Origin of the sequence: Kitasatospora sp. NPDC001309 (assembly GCF_042896295.1) — a bacterium.
Lineage (GTDB): Bacteria > Actinomycetota > Actinomycetes > Streptomycetales > Streptomycetaceae > Kitasatospora.
This window is the reverse complement of record NZ_JBIAXC010000004.1, coordinates 227,862-242,714: the sequence shown is the minus strand read 5'-3', so window position 1 is coordinate 242,714 and position 14,853 is coordinate 227,862. Positions and strand designations below refer to the sequence as shown.

Below are 14,853 nucleotides of genomic sequence, written 5' to 3'. Positions count from 1 at the left end.
GAGCCGGCTCAGCGCGCTGCGCAGCCTGCTGCCCGGCTCCCTGCCTGGCTCCCTGCTCAGCTCCCTGCTCAGCTCCCGGTCCGGTCCTCGGCGGGCCGCTCGGGTGCTGTGGGCTCTTCGCCCCGCGGCTGCGCGGGCACGGGTGCGGGTGGCGCGGTGGCCGCCGCAGCGGCGGACAGCGCCCGTTCGATCACCGGGCCGGCCTGCTCGCCCAGGTAGCGGCCGAGCGTCTGGTAGGCGTCGAACTGCTGGTGGTCGAACCACTGGTCGCTGGTGCCGTCGTTCGGGAAGGCCGGGTGGGTCACCGCGTAGGACTGCAGCTCGTACGGCATGTCGGCGGTCAGCACCGCCTGGAGGACGATCAGCGTGCCGTGCCGTTCGGAGTCGGGCTCGCCGTCGATGGCCGGGTAGCGGACGTCCCCGGTGATCACGCCCCGGGCCGAGAGCCGTTCGGAGAGCTGGGCCGCCAGCCCGCGCAGGGGCGTGCCGCCGTCGGCGTCGGTCCCGTCGGCACCGGCCCCGTCGTGGTCGCTGCCGTGGTCGCTGCCGTGGCCCCCGTCGGGGGTGCGGCCGGTGGTGGCGCTGCCCGGGATCAGCAGCTCCGGCCGGTGCAGGGTGATGACGACGCCGAGCTCCTCGCGGGCCAGGGTGATGGCGGCGGCCAGGTTGGCGGCGTAGCCGGAGTCCCCGCTGGCGTCGATGCTCACCGCCGTCCGGACCCGGTGCCGTAGCAGTTCGACCAGCCCGAGGTTCTCGTAGTGCCCGCCGTCGGTGGTGAGCAGGAAGCGGTCGTCCGCCGGGAACCGGCCGGTCAGTTCGCGGAGCTGGTAGGGCAGTCGGCGCACGGCGGGCTGCCCGGCGCGGCGCCAGTCGGGCGTGCCGGACCAGGCCGGGCCGAGCTCCGCCGGGTTGGGCAGCCACGTCCCGAGCCGGGCGTTGGTGACCGCGAACAGGCCCTGGTAGACCCGGGACTGGCGGCCCATCGCGGAGGAGAAGGCGGCGCCGGAGACGGCCATCGCGGACTGCACGGTGAGGTCGCGGGCGATGTGCCGACGAGTCCGCCGCTCCAGCAGGTCGGTGCGCGCGTAGCCGACGTCCGGGCCGCCCACGTAGTCGTACGAGAGCGAGAAGGAGACCGCCCGACGTCCGGGCGGCGTACGGGAGTTGCCCGACAGGTTGGCCGCCGCCGAGAAGATCACCTGGGGGAAGTCGGGGTGCCGGGCGCCGTAGTGGCTCAGCCAGGTCTGCTCCCGGTAGAAGTCGTACCGGCGGGCGAGCGAGCGGCCGCCCTCGGTGACCCGGCGGACGGCGAAGGCCGAGGCCAGGCGCAGCCGGTAGAACGGGTGCAGGCTCATCCAGGTCTGGTCGAGGTTCAGCCCGACGGCGCCGAGCACCAGCGGCAGCAGCACCTGGACGGCCGTCGGCCAGGCGTACCCGGTGGCGATCGCCCAGCCGAGGGCCAGCAGCGCACCGGCCGTCAGGCTGCCGAGGGCGGCCCAGACCACCAGGTACTGCGGGAGGTTGGCGGTCAGCCCGCCGCCGATCCGGCCGGCGCCGCGCAGCGCCCCGGCGGCCGCGCGCACGCCGCTGCCGATCGCCCGGCGGTCGCGCCAGAGTATGCCGAGCAGCAGGGCGAGGTAGCTGAGCACCACGGTCAGGCTGAGCCCCGCGCCGGTCAGTCGCGGGCCGGCCGCCAGCGCCTGCTGGAGCCGGACCGCGCCCCAGGCCAGGCCCGGCACCGCCAGCACCCCGAGGGCCAGCAGCCCGGCCAGCGCGAGCGCGGCGTAGTTGAGCCGGCGCAGCGCGCGCGGCAGCAGCGCGTGCCAGCCGAGCGGTGGGAAGGCCAGCAGCCAGAGCAGCCAGCAGCAGGCCGCCGCGCCCAGTACCACGCCGAGGGCGGCCAGGGCGGGGGTGCGGAACTCCAACCCGCCCGGCACGGCGCCCGGGTGGCGCAGGCCGGCGGCGGCCAGCGCGTCCAGGTCGGTGACCGGGACGGCGTGGTAGAAGCGGCTGAGGCCGAGGCCGAGCACCAGCACGGCGGCCAGCAGCAGGGTGAGCGCCGAGAGCACGCCGCGCAGCAGCGTGCCGAGGGCGACCAGCCACTCGCCGGTGCCGTCGGCGATGTACTTGCTGTGGCGGCGGAGGTGGTCCTCCTCCGGGGAGCCGGGCTCCAGGACCGTGTCGGCCGTCAGGCCCGAGACGGCGCGGACCGGGCTGCCGGGGGCGGAGTCGCTGAGCGCGAGCTGCAGCGCGCCCACGGTGTACCCGCCGCCGGAGACGGAGACCAGGTAGCGGGCCCGTTTCAGCCACGGGCGCAGGGCCTGGAGCGCGCCGAGCGTGACGCAGGCCGAGCGGATGCCGCCGCCCGAGGCGCAGAAGCCCAGCTCGGCGGGCTCGCGGCCGGGCGGCACCCGGCCGGCGTCCCGCCAGTGGGCGTGGGCGCCGGGAGCGTCGGGTGGCGTCGCCGCCTCCGGTCGCCGGGAGTCGCGCGGCGGTTCGTGGGGTGGTTCGTGCGGTGGTTCGGATCGGGACGCGTGCCGGAGCCCGTGCCGGGGCCCGTGCAGCGGGCGGCCGTGCCGGGTGAGGACGGGCCAGGGCGGTATCAGCGCCGGGCGGTCCGGGTCGGCGTCGTCACCCGGCTTCACCGCCGTGGCGCGCAACCCGCGGGCGGCCCTGGCGGCCGTCACCGCGAGCAGGGCCGCGGCCGCCACCCCGGCGGGCAGGAGCAGCAGCCGGCTGACGGTGGTGAGCGCCGCCGCCACCGCGAAGGGGGTGTCGGAGTCGGCGTGGTCGAGCCCCAGGCGCAGCAGGACGTCGGCGGCGAGGTCGCAGCCGGCGGCGAGCAGCCCGGCGGCCCCGACCAGCAGGGCCGGCCCGAGCCGGCGGCGCCGCCCGAGCACGTACCCGCCCAGCAGGGCCGCGGCCGTCAGCGTCAGCCCGTAGCCGGCGATCGGCCAGGGCTCGTCGCCCAGGGCGGCCCGGTACGCTCCGGAGCTCCCGCCGACCACCGCCTCGGCCGCCGCCCGGGAGCCGGCCAGGCGCAGGGCCGTCAGCCCGGCCCGCGGCACCTGCCCGGGGGCGAGGAGGAGGCCGGCGGCGAGCGGCAGCAGGGCCCCGAGAGCGAGCAGCAGGCCGGCCCAGGCCGGCAGCGCGGGCGGCCGCCCCGCCGGCATGCCCGCCGTGCCCGACGTACCCGACGTGCGCTCCGCGCGCTCGTCCGTCGCTGTCATCAGTACCACCCCCCGTTCGGCCCCCGGCCGACCGTCGATCCCCGTGGCCGATCCCCGCATCCGGCCCCGCACCCGATCGCCGGATGATCAGCTCATGATCACCGAAGTCGCCCCGTACGCGCGCCAGATGACGATCTGTCGCACCGTCAAGGCGCGTTTTACCCTGTCGTGGCCGATTCCGCACCCCCGGCGCCCGCTTTCACTCGAATGAGTAAGGAGGCCACCAATGGGGTAGATGAGCATTTCATCCCACCCATGGCCACCCGCGTGTCCGCGTAACAAGATCGCCCCGCAGGCGTTACCGCCGACGTATTGTCAGGCGACCGAAGCCCGGCCTACCGTCTACAGATCGCGCCTTCTACGCACGTAGACCCTTCCCGTAGACCCCCGCGGCCCCCGAGCGGAGCCGCGGGCGAGACCCGCCCCGTCAACCCTCAGACCGCGGGCCCGACCGCACGGCCGGGACGCGGAGTTGCGGAGGTACCCATGTCGCAGATCGTCCGTGCCGCGCTCGTCCAGACCCGCTGGACCGGCGACCAGGAGAGCATGATCGCGCTCCACGAGCGGTACGCCCGCGAGGCCGCCGCCCAGGGCGCGAAGATCATCGGCTTCCAGGAGGTGTTCAACGCCCCGTACTTCTGTCAGGTCCAGGAACCCGAGCACTACCGCTGGGCCGAGGCCGTCCCCGACGGGCCGACCGTGCGCCGGATGCAGGACCTCGCCCGCGAACTGGGCATGGTGATCGTCGTACCGGTCTACGAGGAGGAGCAGACCGGCGTCTACTACAACACCGCCGCGGTGATCGACGCGGACGGCAGCTACCTCGGCAAGTACCGCAAGCACCACATCCCGCAGGTCAAGGGCTTCTGGGAGAAGTACTACTTCAAGCCCGGCAACCTCGGCTGGCCCGTCTTCGACACCGCCGTCGGCAAGGTCGGCGTCTACATCTGCTACGACCGGCACTTCCCCGAGGGCTGGCGCGCCCTGGGCCTGGCCGGCGCGCAGATCGTCTACAACCCCTCCGCCACCAGCCGCGGCCTGTCCGCCTACCTCTGGCAGCTCGAACAGCCCGCCGCCGCCGTCGCCAACGAGTACTTCGTCGCCGCCATCAACCGGGTCGGCACCGAGGAGTACGGCGACAACGACTTCTACGGCACCTCCTACTTCGTCGACCCGCGCGGCCAGTTCGTCGGCGAGGCCGCCTCCGACAAGGAGGAGGAACTGGTCGTCCGCGACCTCGACCTCGGCCTGATCGAACAGGTCCGCCAGCAGTGGGCGTTCTACCGCGACCGCCGGCCCGACGCCTACGGACCCCTCGCCGAGGCCTGAGGAGCAGCGCGATGACCACCCGTGACCCGCAGCAGCGCACCGTTGTCCGCGGCGGCCTCGTCATCACCGCCACCGACGAACTCCACGCCGACGTCCTGATCGAGGGCGAGCGCGTCGCCGCCCTGGCCGCCACCGGCAGCGCCGCCGCCGAGGCCTGGACCGCCGACACCGTCATCGACGCCACCGGCCACTACGTCATCCCGGGCGGCGTCGACGCCCACACCCACATGGAGCTGCCGTTCGGCGGCACCGCCGCCTCCGACACCTTCGAGACCGGCACCCGCGCCGCCGCCTGGGGCGGCACCACCACCGTCGTCGACTTCGCCGTCCAGCCCGTCGGCGGGGCGCTGCGCGAGGGCCTGGACGCCTGGCACGCCAAGGCCGAGGGCAACTGCGCGATCGACTACGCCTTCCACACCATCGTCTCGGACGTCAACGACGCCGTCCTCAAGGAGATGGACACGCTGGTCGACTCCGGCGAGTCCACCTCCTTCAAGCTCTTCATGGCCTACCCCGGCGTCTTCTACAGCGACGACGGCCGCATCCTGCGCGCCATGCAGCGCGGCGCGGCCAACGGCGGGCTGATCATGATGCACGCCGAGAACGGCATCGCCATCGACGTCCTGGTCGAACAGGCCCTCGCCGCCGGGCGGACCGCCCCCCGCTACCACGGCGAGGTCCGGCGCGAACTCCTGGAGGCCGAGGCCACCCACCGGGCGATCAAGCTCGCCCAGGTGGCCGGCAGTCCGCTCTACGTGGTGCACGTCTCCGCCGCCTCGGCGCTCGACGAACTCGCCCGGGCCCGCGACGCCGGGCTCCCCGTCTTCGGCGAGACCTGCCCCCAGTACCTCTTCCTCTCCACCGACAACCTCGCCGAGGAGGGCGCCGACGGCTTCGAGGGCGCCAAGTACGTGTGCAGCACGCCGCTCCGGCCGCGCGAGCACCAGGAGGCGCTCTGGCGCGGGCTGCGCACCAACGACCTCCAGGTGGTCTCCACCGACCACTGCCCGTTCTGCTACGTCGGGCAGAAGGAACTCGGCCGCGGCGACTTCTCGAAGATCCCCAACGGCCTCCCGGGCGTGGAGAACCGGATGGACCTGCTGCACCAGGCCGTCGTGGACGGACGGATCAGCCGGCGCCGCTGGATCGAGATCGCCTGCACCACCCCGGCCCGGATGTTCGGGCTGCACCCGCGCAAGGGCACCGTCGCGCCCGGCGCCGACGCCGACCTCGTCGTCTACGACCCCACCGCGGTGCAGACCGTCTCCGCCGCGACCCACCACATGAACGTGGACTACTCGGCCTACGAGGGCCGCCGACTCACCGGCCGGGCCCGGACGGTGCTCTCGCGCGGCACCGTCGTGCTGGACGACGGCCGCTGGCTCGGCCGGGCCGGACACGGCGCCTTCCTGCGCCGGGACACCTGCCAGTACCTGACCTGATCCCCTTCGCCTTCCTTTCGGTTCCCTCCCCCCTTCCTCCTTCCCTTCCCTGTCCTTCTCTTCGCTTCGCCTTCGTCTCGCCTTCGTCGCCTGGGGCCGCGCCGAGTGCGCCGGCCCCGGGCCGCCCTCCCACCCCTCTCCCGGAGCACCCCATGGACATCGGCCTCGTCCTCCAGACCGACCCGCCGGCCCGCCTGCTCATCGACCGGATGATCCGCGCCGAACAGGCCGGGTTCAGCCACGGCTGGACCTTCGACTCCTGCGTGCTGTGGCAGGAGCCCTTCGTCATCTACAGCCGCATCCTGGCCGAGACCGAGCGCCTCACCGTCGGCCCGATGGTCACCAACCCCTCCACCCGCACCTGGGAGGTCACCGCCTCCCTGTTCGCCACCCTCAACGACATGTACGGCAACCGGACGGTGTGCGGCATCGGCCGCGGCGACTCCGCCATGCGGGTCGCAGGCCGACGCCCCGCCACCCTCGACCGGCTCTCCCAAGCCATGCATGCCGTCAAGGAGTTGGCCGAGGGACGCACCGCCGAGGTGGACGGCGCCGAGATGCACCTGCCGTGGGTCGGCCCCGGCGCCTCGCTGCCGATCTGGATGGGCGCGTACGGGCCCAAGGCACTCGCCCTGACCGGACGTCAGGCGGACGGCTTCATCCTCCAGTTGGCCGACCCCTACCTCACCGAGTACATGGTCAAGGCCGTCCGGGCGGCCGCCGTCGAGGCGGGACGGGACCCGGCCGACGTCACCATCTGCGTCGCCGCGCCCGCGTACGTCACCGCCGACGACTCGCCCGCCGCGCTCGCCCACGCCCGGGAGCAGTGCCGGTGGTTCGGCGGGATGGTCGGCAACCACGTCGCCGATCTGGTCAGCCACTACGGCGAACACTCCGACCTGGTACCCGACGCCCTCACCGAGTACATCAAGGACCGCCAGGGCTACGACTACAGCCACCACGGACGGGCCGGGAACCCCGACACGGCCTTCGTCCCGGACGCGATCGTCGACCGCTTCTGCCTGATCGGACCGGTTGAGGCCCAGCGCGCCCGACTCGCCGAACTCCGCTCGCTCGGCGTCGACCAGTTCGCCGTCTACGCCATGCACGACGCGGTCGAGGCCACCATCGACGCCTACGGGGCGGACGTCATCCCACACCTCTGAACCGCCGGCCTCGTGAGTTCGTGGCCCCCTGGGTCTGTGGCCCCTGAGCCCGTGATTCCTCGATCCTGCCCGTGGCAGAAGGGAGTTGCCCATGGCCGACACCGCGACCGGCGGCGGACAGCGGCAGCATCCCGACGGCCGGGTCGAACTCGACCCGGCCGAAGGGGTGTTGCCTCCCAACGGCTTCACCAGTGACGACCTCCGGCCGGTCCCGGTGCGGCGGCGTACCTGGACCACCTACAACTTCCTCGCGCTCTGGGTCGGCATGGCCCACAACATCCCCTCCTGGACGCTGGCTTCGGGCCTGGTCGCGCTCGGGATGGACTGGAAGCAGGCGGTGCTGACCATCGCGCTCGCCAACCTGATCGTGCTCGCGCCGATGCTCCTCACCGGACACGCCGGGACGAAGTACGGCATCCCCTTCCCGGTGTTCGCGCGGGCCTCGTTCGGGCTGCGTGGTGCCAATCTGCCCGCGCTCATCCGGGCGACCGTCGCCTGCGCCTGGTTCGGCATCCAGACCTGGATCGGGGGTGAGGGGATCTTCCTGCTGGCGGGCCGGCTTCTCGGCGAATCCTGGCGGACCGCAACCGAGTTCGGCGGCTACCCGTGGACGCAGTGGGCCTCCTTCCTGCTGTTCTGGCTGATCGAGATGGTCATCATCGCCCGGGGGATGGAGGCGCTACGGCGCTTCGAGAACTGGGCGGCGCCGTTCGTCATCGTCGGCGCGCTCGCCCTGCTGGTCTGGATCGGCGTCAAGGCGGGCGGGCTCGGCCCGTTGCTCGACCAGCCGTCGAAACTGGGCTGGGGCAGCGGGTTCTGGAAGGTCTTCTTCCCCTCGCTGATGGGGATGATCGGCTTCTGGTCCACGCTGGCGCTCAACATCCCCGACTTCACCCGCTTCGGCGGCAGTCAGCGGGCACAGATCCGCGGCCAGGCCCTCGGTCTGCCGACGACGATGACGCTCTTCGCGCTGCTGTCGGTGCTGGTCACCTCGGGCTCCGCGGCGGTGTACGGCGAACCGGTGTGGGACCCGATCAAGCTCGCCGCGAAGATGGAGAGCCCGGTGGCGCTCCTGTTCGCGCTGCTGACGGTCCTGATCGCGACGCTGTCGGTGAACATCGCGGCCAATGTCGTCTCCCCGGCGTACGACCTGGCCAACCTGGTGCCCCGGTTCGTCAACTTCCGTACCGGGGCGCTGATCACCGGGGTGGTCGGGATCGCCATCTTCCCGTGGAGGCTGACCGCCGACCCGCACGTCTACATCTACGTCTGGCTGGGCGTGGTCGGCGGCCTGCTCGGGACGGTCGCCGGGGTGCTGATCGCCGACTACTGGCTGCTGCGCCGCACCCGGCTGCAACTCGCCGAGCTCTACCGGCCGTTCGGCGCCTACTGGTACGCGGGCGGATGGAACTGGCGGGCGGTCACCGCGCTGCTGGTCGGCGGTCTGCTGGCGGTCGGGGGGTCGTACTCGACGGTGGACGCGCACGGGGTGAAGCAGGGGCCGTTCCCGGTGGACGGGTTGGTCCCGTTCCTCCAGCCGCTGGCGGACTACGGGTGGGCGGTGGGGCTCGCGTCGTCGGCGGTGGTCTACCTGGTGCTGAGCGCGGGGCGAGGAGAGGGGCGGGGCGGAACGGGTCGGGGGCAGGAGGAACGGGGAGCGGCGGGCGGGTGACAACTGGCGGGTGACAGATGTCAGCGAACGGATAACGGATAACAGATGACAGCGAACAGATTTCGAAATCTGTTCGCTGTCATCTGTTATCCGTCATCTGTCATTTGTCACCCGTCACCCGTCGCCTCCACCGCGGCCAGGACCTTGGCGGCGCCGTCCTCGGTGGCGAGGGCGGCTGCGACGGAGCGAGCGCGGGTGCGGTAGTGGGGGTCGTCCAGGGCCTGGCGGATGGAGGCGGCCAGGTGGGCGGGGGTCAGGGCGCGCAGGGGTACCGGGCCGGGGGAGACGCCGAGCGCGGTGAGCCGCGCGGACCAGAAGGGGGCGTCCAGCTGGGCGGGCACCGGGACGGTGGGGGTGCCGGAGCGGAGGGTGGCCGCCGTGGTGCCCGCGCCCGCGTGGTGGACGACGGCCGCGGTGCGCGGGAACAGCCAGTCGTGCGGGGTGTCGCCGATGGTCAGTACGGTCTCCGAGTCCTCGGCGGCCAGGCCGCTCCAGCCGGACTGCAGGAGGAGGCGCACCCGGGCGGCGCGGCCGGCGGCGAGGACGGTCGCGGTGAGTCGTTCGGGATCGGGCACGACCAGGCTGCCGAAGCCGACGAAGACCGGGGGCGGTCCGGCGGCCAGGAAGTCGAGCAGCCGCTGCGGGGGCTGCCAGCCCGCGGGTCCGGCGGGCCACCAGTACCCGGCCACGTCCAGTCGGGGGTGCCAGTCCGTCGGCCGGGGGACGACGCGCGGCGAGAAGCCGTGCAGGACGGGGTGGTCGCGTCGGGCCCGGGCGATGCCCAGTGGCGGCAGCCCGAGCCGGCGGCGCAGTCCGCGGACGGCCGGCACGAACAGTTGGTCGGTGGCCGCCTGGACGGCGTGGCCGGCGAGCAGGTTGCCGGGCCGTCCGAGCGAGCGTGCGCCGGTCACGGCCGGGGCGAACTCGCGGGTGGGGGAGAGCGGTTGGAGGTACAGCCCGATGGTGGGGATGCCGGCCGCCTCGGCCGCGACCTGGCCGAGCGCACTGGTGGTGCTGGTGGTGAGCAGCAGGTCGGCACCGAGCGCCGTCGCGTCCGCGATGCCGTCGCCGAGGGCGGGCATGAACCTCCGCCCCAGGCGCAGGAGTTGCAGGACGACGCCGTGCCCGCTGCCGGCCCGCAGCAGTCGCCGGCCCTCGGTGGAGGCGAGTTCGGCCCGCGGGTCGACAGGCAGCGGACGGAACTCCAGTCCGGCGGCCCGTACCGAGTCGGCGAAGGTGGCGTGGGTGGCGACGGCCACCTGATGTCCGGCCGCCTGCAGGCGGACGCCGAGCCCGGTGAAGGGTGCGACGTCGCCCCGGGAGCCGGCGGTGGCGATCAGGATGCGCATGGCCGCAGTATTTCGGCGGGTACGACCGGCCGGAAGGACGCCACGCGCGGACCGGTCGGCTCCGGGTGGCCGGATCCCGCCGTCGGCCGGGGTCGGCCGGAACCGCCTCGGTGGGTGTCGGCGTCCTCCGTGGCAGAGCGCGCGGGACGGGGCCGTCGCGCCACGGACGGGAGGGACGGGTTCGGATGAGCGTCGTCGCGTGGATCGTGCTGGGCCTGGTGGCCGGGGCCCTGGCCAAGCTGCTGCTGCCTGGGAGGGACCCGGGCGGTCTGATCGTGACCACCCTGATCGGGATCGCCGGCTCCTTCGTCGGCGGCTGGATCGCGTCGCACTTCCTGCACCGGTCGATCACGGCGCGCTTCTTCGACGGGCCGACCTGGGTGTCGGCGATCGGCGGCGCGTTGGTGCTGCTGATCGCCTACCGGCTGCTGTTCGGCAACTCGCGCCGCTGACGGACGAGTGCGGCGGGGTCTCGTCACACCGATGACGCAAGGGGCGGCGGATGAGCTGGATGGAGTGGATCGTGCTCGGCCTGGTGTCGGGGACGCTGGCCAGGATGGCGATGTCGAGGGGGGAGCGCGGTCTGATCGGCAGCACCTTGATCGGGATCACCGGCTCCTACATCGGCACCTGGATCGTCCTGCACTGGATGCACGGGACGGTGAGGGTGGGCCTCCTCGACGTCACGACCTGGGTGTCGGCGATCGGCGGGGCGATGGTCCTGCTCATCGGCTACCGGGTGCTCCGCTTCCTCGCCCGGCGCTGACCGCCCGGCGGTGACTGCCTGGCGCTGACCGCCCGCCGTTGACCGCCCGGAGCTGACTGCCCGGTGCCTCCGGCGTTCCGGCTACCGGTCGGCGGCCCACTCCGGCAGCTCCTCGCAGGCCGCGAGCCAGTCGGCCGGTACGTCCGAGAGCCCGGTGCGGGCGGCCACCACGCCGGCGGCGATGGCACAGGTGGTGTCCATGTCGCCCCAGCCCTCCAGGGTGTGCCAGATCGCGTCGGGCAGTGAGTCCAGGTGCCCGGCGGCGGACCAGAGGGCGAAGGGGACGGTGTCCGGGGCGGAGATCATCAGCCCCGAGCCCAGCACGTTGGCGGCGTGCCGGACGCTGGTGTGCTCCGGCAGCCGGGCGGCGATCCGCAGGCCGGAGCGGACGTCGCTCTCCGGCAGCCGGTCGGCGACCTCGGTGAGGAGCTCGGTCCGGCCCGGCGCCCGGTGGCCCCGGCTGCGGACGGCGAGCGCCGCGGCGAGTGCCACCGCCACCGCCCCGGTGACCGCCTCGGGGTGGAAGTGGGTGGTGAGCGCCTGGAGTTCGGCCTGCCGGGCGACCTCGTCGAGGTCCTCGGCGAACCCGGCGCCCAGCGGGGCGACCCGCATCGCGGCGCCGTTCCCGTACGAGCCCTGGCCCTCGAACTGGCCCGAGGTGATGGCGCGCCAGTTCCCGCCGGCGCCGATCCCGCGCAGCACCCGGTGCATCGACGGGCCGTACTTGCGCTGGTACTCGCGGGCGTACTCGGCCGCGAACCCGGCGGCCAGCGCGTCCTGCCGGACCTCGCCGTGGGCGGCGAGGTGGCGGACCAGGACGAGGGCCATCGCCGTGTCGTCGGTCCAGTGCCAGGGCGCCGGGCGGACCAGGCGGGCCGCCAGGGCGGCGGGTGCCTCGTCCACCGGGACGGAGAACCACCGGTCACCGAAGGCGTCGCCGAGCGCGAGCCCCCGCAGGCTGTCCAGGACGGGACCGGCCGCACGCATGTCATCCTCCGAGTGAGATCAACTGGGTGCGACAGTCTGCCTGAAAGGGTGAGGCGCCGACGACCGGATTTCGCTCCGGCCGCCGACGCCTCACCGCCCTCGCACGGGACGGGCTTCGCTCGGGGCGCGCTCCGCACGAGGACGGGCCCCGCTCAGAACTCCGTCGGCTCGGGGACCAGCTCGGCGGGCCTGCCCTTCAAGCCGCTGAGCACGAGCTTCCAGACCGCCGCGAAGCGCTCGTCCGCGGTGGGCTCGGACCAGGTGTGGGCGAAGACCGGGTTGTGGAAGGGGGCCGTGGCGTCGAAGACCGCGCGAGCGGTGGAGGGGACGTGGGCGAGCTGGAACTCCTTGGCGTCCATGCCGTCGTGGACGATCTGGGCGATCTGCTTGACCAGGGTCTCGACGTGCGCGTCGACGACCGTGCTGTTCTCCTCGGCCAGCACCAGGTAGGTGGCGAACAGCTCCGGGTCGTCCAGTGCCTTCTTCCGCTTGGCCCCGAACAGCGTGGTCAGCCAGCGCTGGAGGCGCTCGACGGCGCCGCCGGCGTCGTTCGCGACCATCTCCAGGTCGTAGTGCGCCTGGTTCAGCCAGCGCTGGGTGACCGCCTCCCGCAGCGCCGCCTTGCTGGGGAAGTGGCGGTAGACGCTGCTGTGGCTGACGCCGAGTTCCCGGGCGACGTCCACGACGGTGGCCTTGGCCGGGCCGAACCGCCGGAGGGCTTCCTCCGCCGCGATCAGGATCTGCTCGGCGGTGAGTGCGGTGTCCGTGGTCACGGGGCCGTCCTTAGGGTCGTGCGGTCGGGTGGTGCGGAGGGTTCTCGCCGGTCAGCGCGGGCTCGGTCAGCGCTCGCTGTCCAGGCGCGCCATCTGCGCGGCAGCGTACCGGTCGCCGGCCGCGGCCCCGGCGGGGACGGCGGCCTCGATGGCGGCCAGGTCGGCGGGGGTGAGGGTGACGTCCAGCGAGCCGAGCGCCTCGGTCAGCCGGTCGCGACGGCGGGCGCCGACCAGCGTGACGACGTCCTCGCCGCGCGAGGCCACCCAGGCGATGGCGATCTGGGCGACGCCGGCGCCCTTGGCGTCGGCGACCGCGCGCAGCGCCTCGACCAGGGCGAGGTTGTGGGTCAGGTTGTCGCCCTGGAAGCGGGGGCTGGCGGTGCGGAAGTCGGTGCCGGCGAGCGAGCGGTCCGGGTTCCAGTGGCCGCTGAGCAGGCCGCGGGAGAGCACGCCGTACGCGGTGATGCCGATCCCGAGTTCGCGGGCGGTGGGCAGGACGGCCGCCTCGATGGAGCGGCTGAGCAGCGAGTACTCGATCTGCAGATCGCTGATCGGGTGGACGGCGGCGGCGCGGCGCAGGGTGTCGGCGCCGACCTCGGACAGGCCGATGTGGCGGACGTAGCCGTCCTTCACCAGGTCCGCGATGGCGCCGACGGTCTCCTCGATCGGGACCTTGGGGTCGAGCCGGGCGGGGCGGTAGACGTCGATGTGGTCGGTGCGCAGCCGGCGCAGGGTGTACGTCAGCGCGGTCTTGGTGGCGGCCGGGCTGGTGTCGTAGCCGAGCCACTGGCCGTCGGGGCCGCGCTGGGCTCCGAACTTCACGCTGATCTGGACGCTGTCGCGGTCGCGGCCGCGCAGGGCCTCGTGGATCAGCAGCTCGTTGTGGCCCATGCCGTAGAAGTCGCCGGTGTCGAGGAGGGTGATCCCGGCGTCCAGGGCGGCGTGGATGGTGGCGATGCTCTCGGCCTCGTCGGCCGGGCCGTAGAGGTCGGACATGCCCATGCAGCCGAGGCCGAGGGCGGAGGTGACGGGGCCGGAGGTGCCGAGGGGGCGCTGGGCGGGGCGGGTGGTCGAGGCCATGGGAGCTCCAGGGGCGGGTGCGGTGCCGGAGGGCGGGGGCAGTGTGACCCGGATCTCACTATGGCACGACAGCGAACAGATTTCAAAATCTGTTCGCTGTCTTTTGTCATTTGTTCGCGGCGAGATGCCCGCTAGGAGTCGCGCCGAGAAGAGTCGCGCCGCGAGGAGTCGCGCCGCCTGGAGTCAGGAGTACGGCCCCGGGGAGCGCAGCAGGTGGGCCCGGGCGGGCGGCAGGTTGCGCCACACCGTGCGCTCGCCCAGCCCGTACGTCGCCTCGAAGCGCCGCAGCAGCCGCACCACCGCCCGGTGGCGGGCGCCCCGTCGGGGGCCCGAGGTGAGGGTGCGGGCCGTCGTGGTGCCGAGGTACCCGAAGTAGGTCAGCTCGCCGCCCGGGGCCAGCAGACGCAGGTAGAGGTCGAGGATGCGCCGGACCAGGGCCGGCTCGAAGTTGGTGAACGGCAGCCCGGACACGATCACGTCGTACCGCTCGGCCGCGGCCCCCGTCGGCGCGGCCGCCTCCGGCAGCTCCTCCACCCGGCAGGTCGACAGTCGCAGCCCCACCCCCGGCCGGCGCGCGGCCAGGACCGAGTCCTCCCGCAGCCGGTCGGCGAACCGCGGGTTCGCCTCGACCACGTGCAGCCGGTCGCCGGGGCGCAGCACCTGGGCCAGCCGGCGGGTCACCACGCCCGTGCCGGCGCCGACCTCCAGCACCGAGATCGGCCGGTTCGGGCGGCTGGTGGCCGGCACCACCAGGGCGTTCACCAGCGCCGGTCCGCTCGGCGCCAGCGCGCCGGTGTCGTGGAAGGTGCGCAGGGCCTCGGCGAGGAACAGCAGGCGGTCCCCGCCGTACGGAGAGCCGTGCGTGCTGGGCGCGGCCTGCCCGGCTTGCGTGCCGTGCGTGTCGTGCGTGTCGTGCGTGTCGTGCGCGCTGTGCTGGTCGTGCACGCCCTGCCGGTCGTGCGTGTCGGCTGAACTGTGCTGCTGTGGAGGGGAATCGGGGCTCGGGTGGAGCTGTTCGGTCGTCATGTCGACGACGCTAGGGAGCGCGGGAACGCCGCG

General features: G+C 73.5%; 12 protein-coding genes. 6 read left to right on the top strand and 6 right to left on the bottom strand.

Features of this window, described 5'->3' with window-relative positions; translation table 11 throughout:
* Window positions 1-68: 68 nt before the first annotated feature.
* Window positions 69-3,230, bottom strand: coding sequence for a hypothetical protein (locus ACFY2K_RS06405; RefSeq protein WP_387709901.1), 3,162 nt, complete (start codon window positions 3,228-3,230; stop codon window positions 69-71).
* Window positions 3,231-3,716: 486 nt separating this feature from the next.
* On the opposite strand from ACFY2K_RS06405, the gene ACFY2K_RS06400 reads away from it, so the two are divergent.
* From ACFY2K_RS06400 to ACFY2K_RS06385, 4 genes are all read left to right on the top strand, one after another.
* Window positions 3,717-4,559, top strand: a complete 843-nt coding sequence (locus ACFY2K_RS06400; RefSeq protein WP_375890653.1) for a nitrilase-related carbon-nitrogen hydrolase — start codon at window positions 3,717-3,719, stop codon at window positions 4,557-4,559.
* An 11-nt stretch (window positions 4,560-4,570) separates the two neighbouring features.
* Window positions 4,571-6,001, top strand: a complete 1,431-nt coding sequence (gene hydA / locus ACFY2K_RS06395; protein WP_380590978.1) for a dihydropyrimidinase — start codon at window positions 4,571-4,573, stop codon at window positions 5,999-6,001.
* A gap of 152 nt (window positions 6,002-6,153) precedes the next feature.
* Window positions 6,154-7,167 (top strand): TIGR03842 family LLM class F420-dependent oxidoreductase, encoded by a 1,014-nt coding sequence (locus ACFY2K_RS06390; protein WP_380395910.1) that lies wholly within the window; start codon window positions 6,154-6,156, stop codon window positions 7,165-7,167.
* Between the two features lie 91 nt (window positions 7,168-7,258).
* Window positions 7,259-8,839: an NCS1 family nucleobase:cation symporter-1 gene (locus tag ACFY2K_RS06385; RefSeq protein WP_387709898.1), complete on the top strand. Its 1,581-nt coding sequence runs from the start codon at window positions 7,259-7,261 to the stop codon at window positions 8,837-8,839.
* A gap of 107 nt (window positions 8,840-8,946) precedes the next feature.
* Here the strand turns inward: ACFY2K_RS06385 and ACFY2K_RS06380 are convergent, their stop codons facing one another.
* Window positions 8,947-10,188, bottom strand: a complete 1,242-nt coding sequence (locus tag ACFY2K_RS06380; protein WP_387709896.1) for a glycosyltransferase — start codon at window positions 10,186-10,188, stop codon at window positions 8,947-8,949.
* Between the two features lie 185 nt (window positions 10,189-10,373).
* Between ACFY2K_RS06380 and ACFY2K_RS06375 the strand changes: the two genes are divergently transcribed.
* Together ACFY2K_RS06375 and ACFY2K_RS06370 are read left to right on the top strand one after the other, a co-directional pair.
* Window positions 10,374-10,640: a GlsB/YeaQ/YmgE family stress response membrane protein gene (locus tag ACFY2K_RS06375; protein WP_375890644.1), complete on the top strand. Its 267-nt coding sequence runs from the start codon at window positions 10,374-10,376 to the stop codon at window positions 10,638-10,640.
* Window positions 10,641-10,690: 50 nt separating this feature from the next.
* Window positions 10,691-10,954, top strand: a complete 264-nt coding sequence (locus ACFY2K_RS06370) for a GlsB/YeaQ/YmgE family stress response membrane protein (RefSeq protein WP_375890643.1) — start codon at window positions 10,691-10,693, stop codon at window positions 10,952-10,954.
* An 81-nt stretch (window positions 10,955-11,035) separates the two neighbouring features.
* Here the strand turns inward: ACFY2K_RS06370 and ACFY2K_RS06365 are convergent, their stop codons facing one another.
* The 4 genes from ACFY2K_RS06365 to ACFY2K_RS06350 form a co-directional block, all read right to left on the bottom strand.
* Window positions 11,036-11,941 carry an ADP-ribosylglycohydrolase family protein gene (locus tag ACFY2K_RS06365; protein ID WP_387709894.1) on the bottom strand — a complete coding sequence of 302 codons (906 nt, stop codon included), beginning with the start codon at window positions 11,939-11,941 and terminating at the stop codon, window positions 11,036-11,038.
* A 152-nt stretch (window positions 11,942-12,093) separates the two neighbouring features.
* A complete protein-coding gene (locus tag ACFY2K_RS06360; RefSeq protein WP_380395915.1) occupies window positions 12,094-12,714 on the bottom strand; it encodes a TetR family transcriptional regulator in 621 nt (206 codons plus the stop codon).
* Between the two features lie 66 nt (window positions 12,715-12,780).
* Window positions 12,781-13,794, bottom strand: a complete 1,014-nt coding sequence (locus ACFY2K_RS06355; RefSeq protein WP_380520943.1) for an aldo/keto reductase — start codon at window positions 13,792-13,794, stop codon at window positions 12,781-12,783.
* A gap of 183 nt (window positions 13,795-13,977) precedes the next feature.
* Entirely contained in the window at window positions 13,978-14,820 is an 843-nt protein-coding gene (locus tag ACFY2K_RS06350) for a class I SAM-dependent methyltransferase (RefSeq protein WP_387709892.1), read from the bottom strand.
* Between the last annotated feature and the right edge of the window lie 33 nt (window positions 14,821-14,853).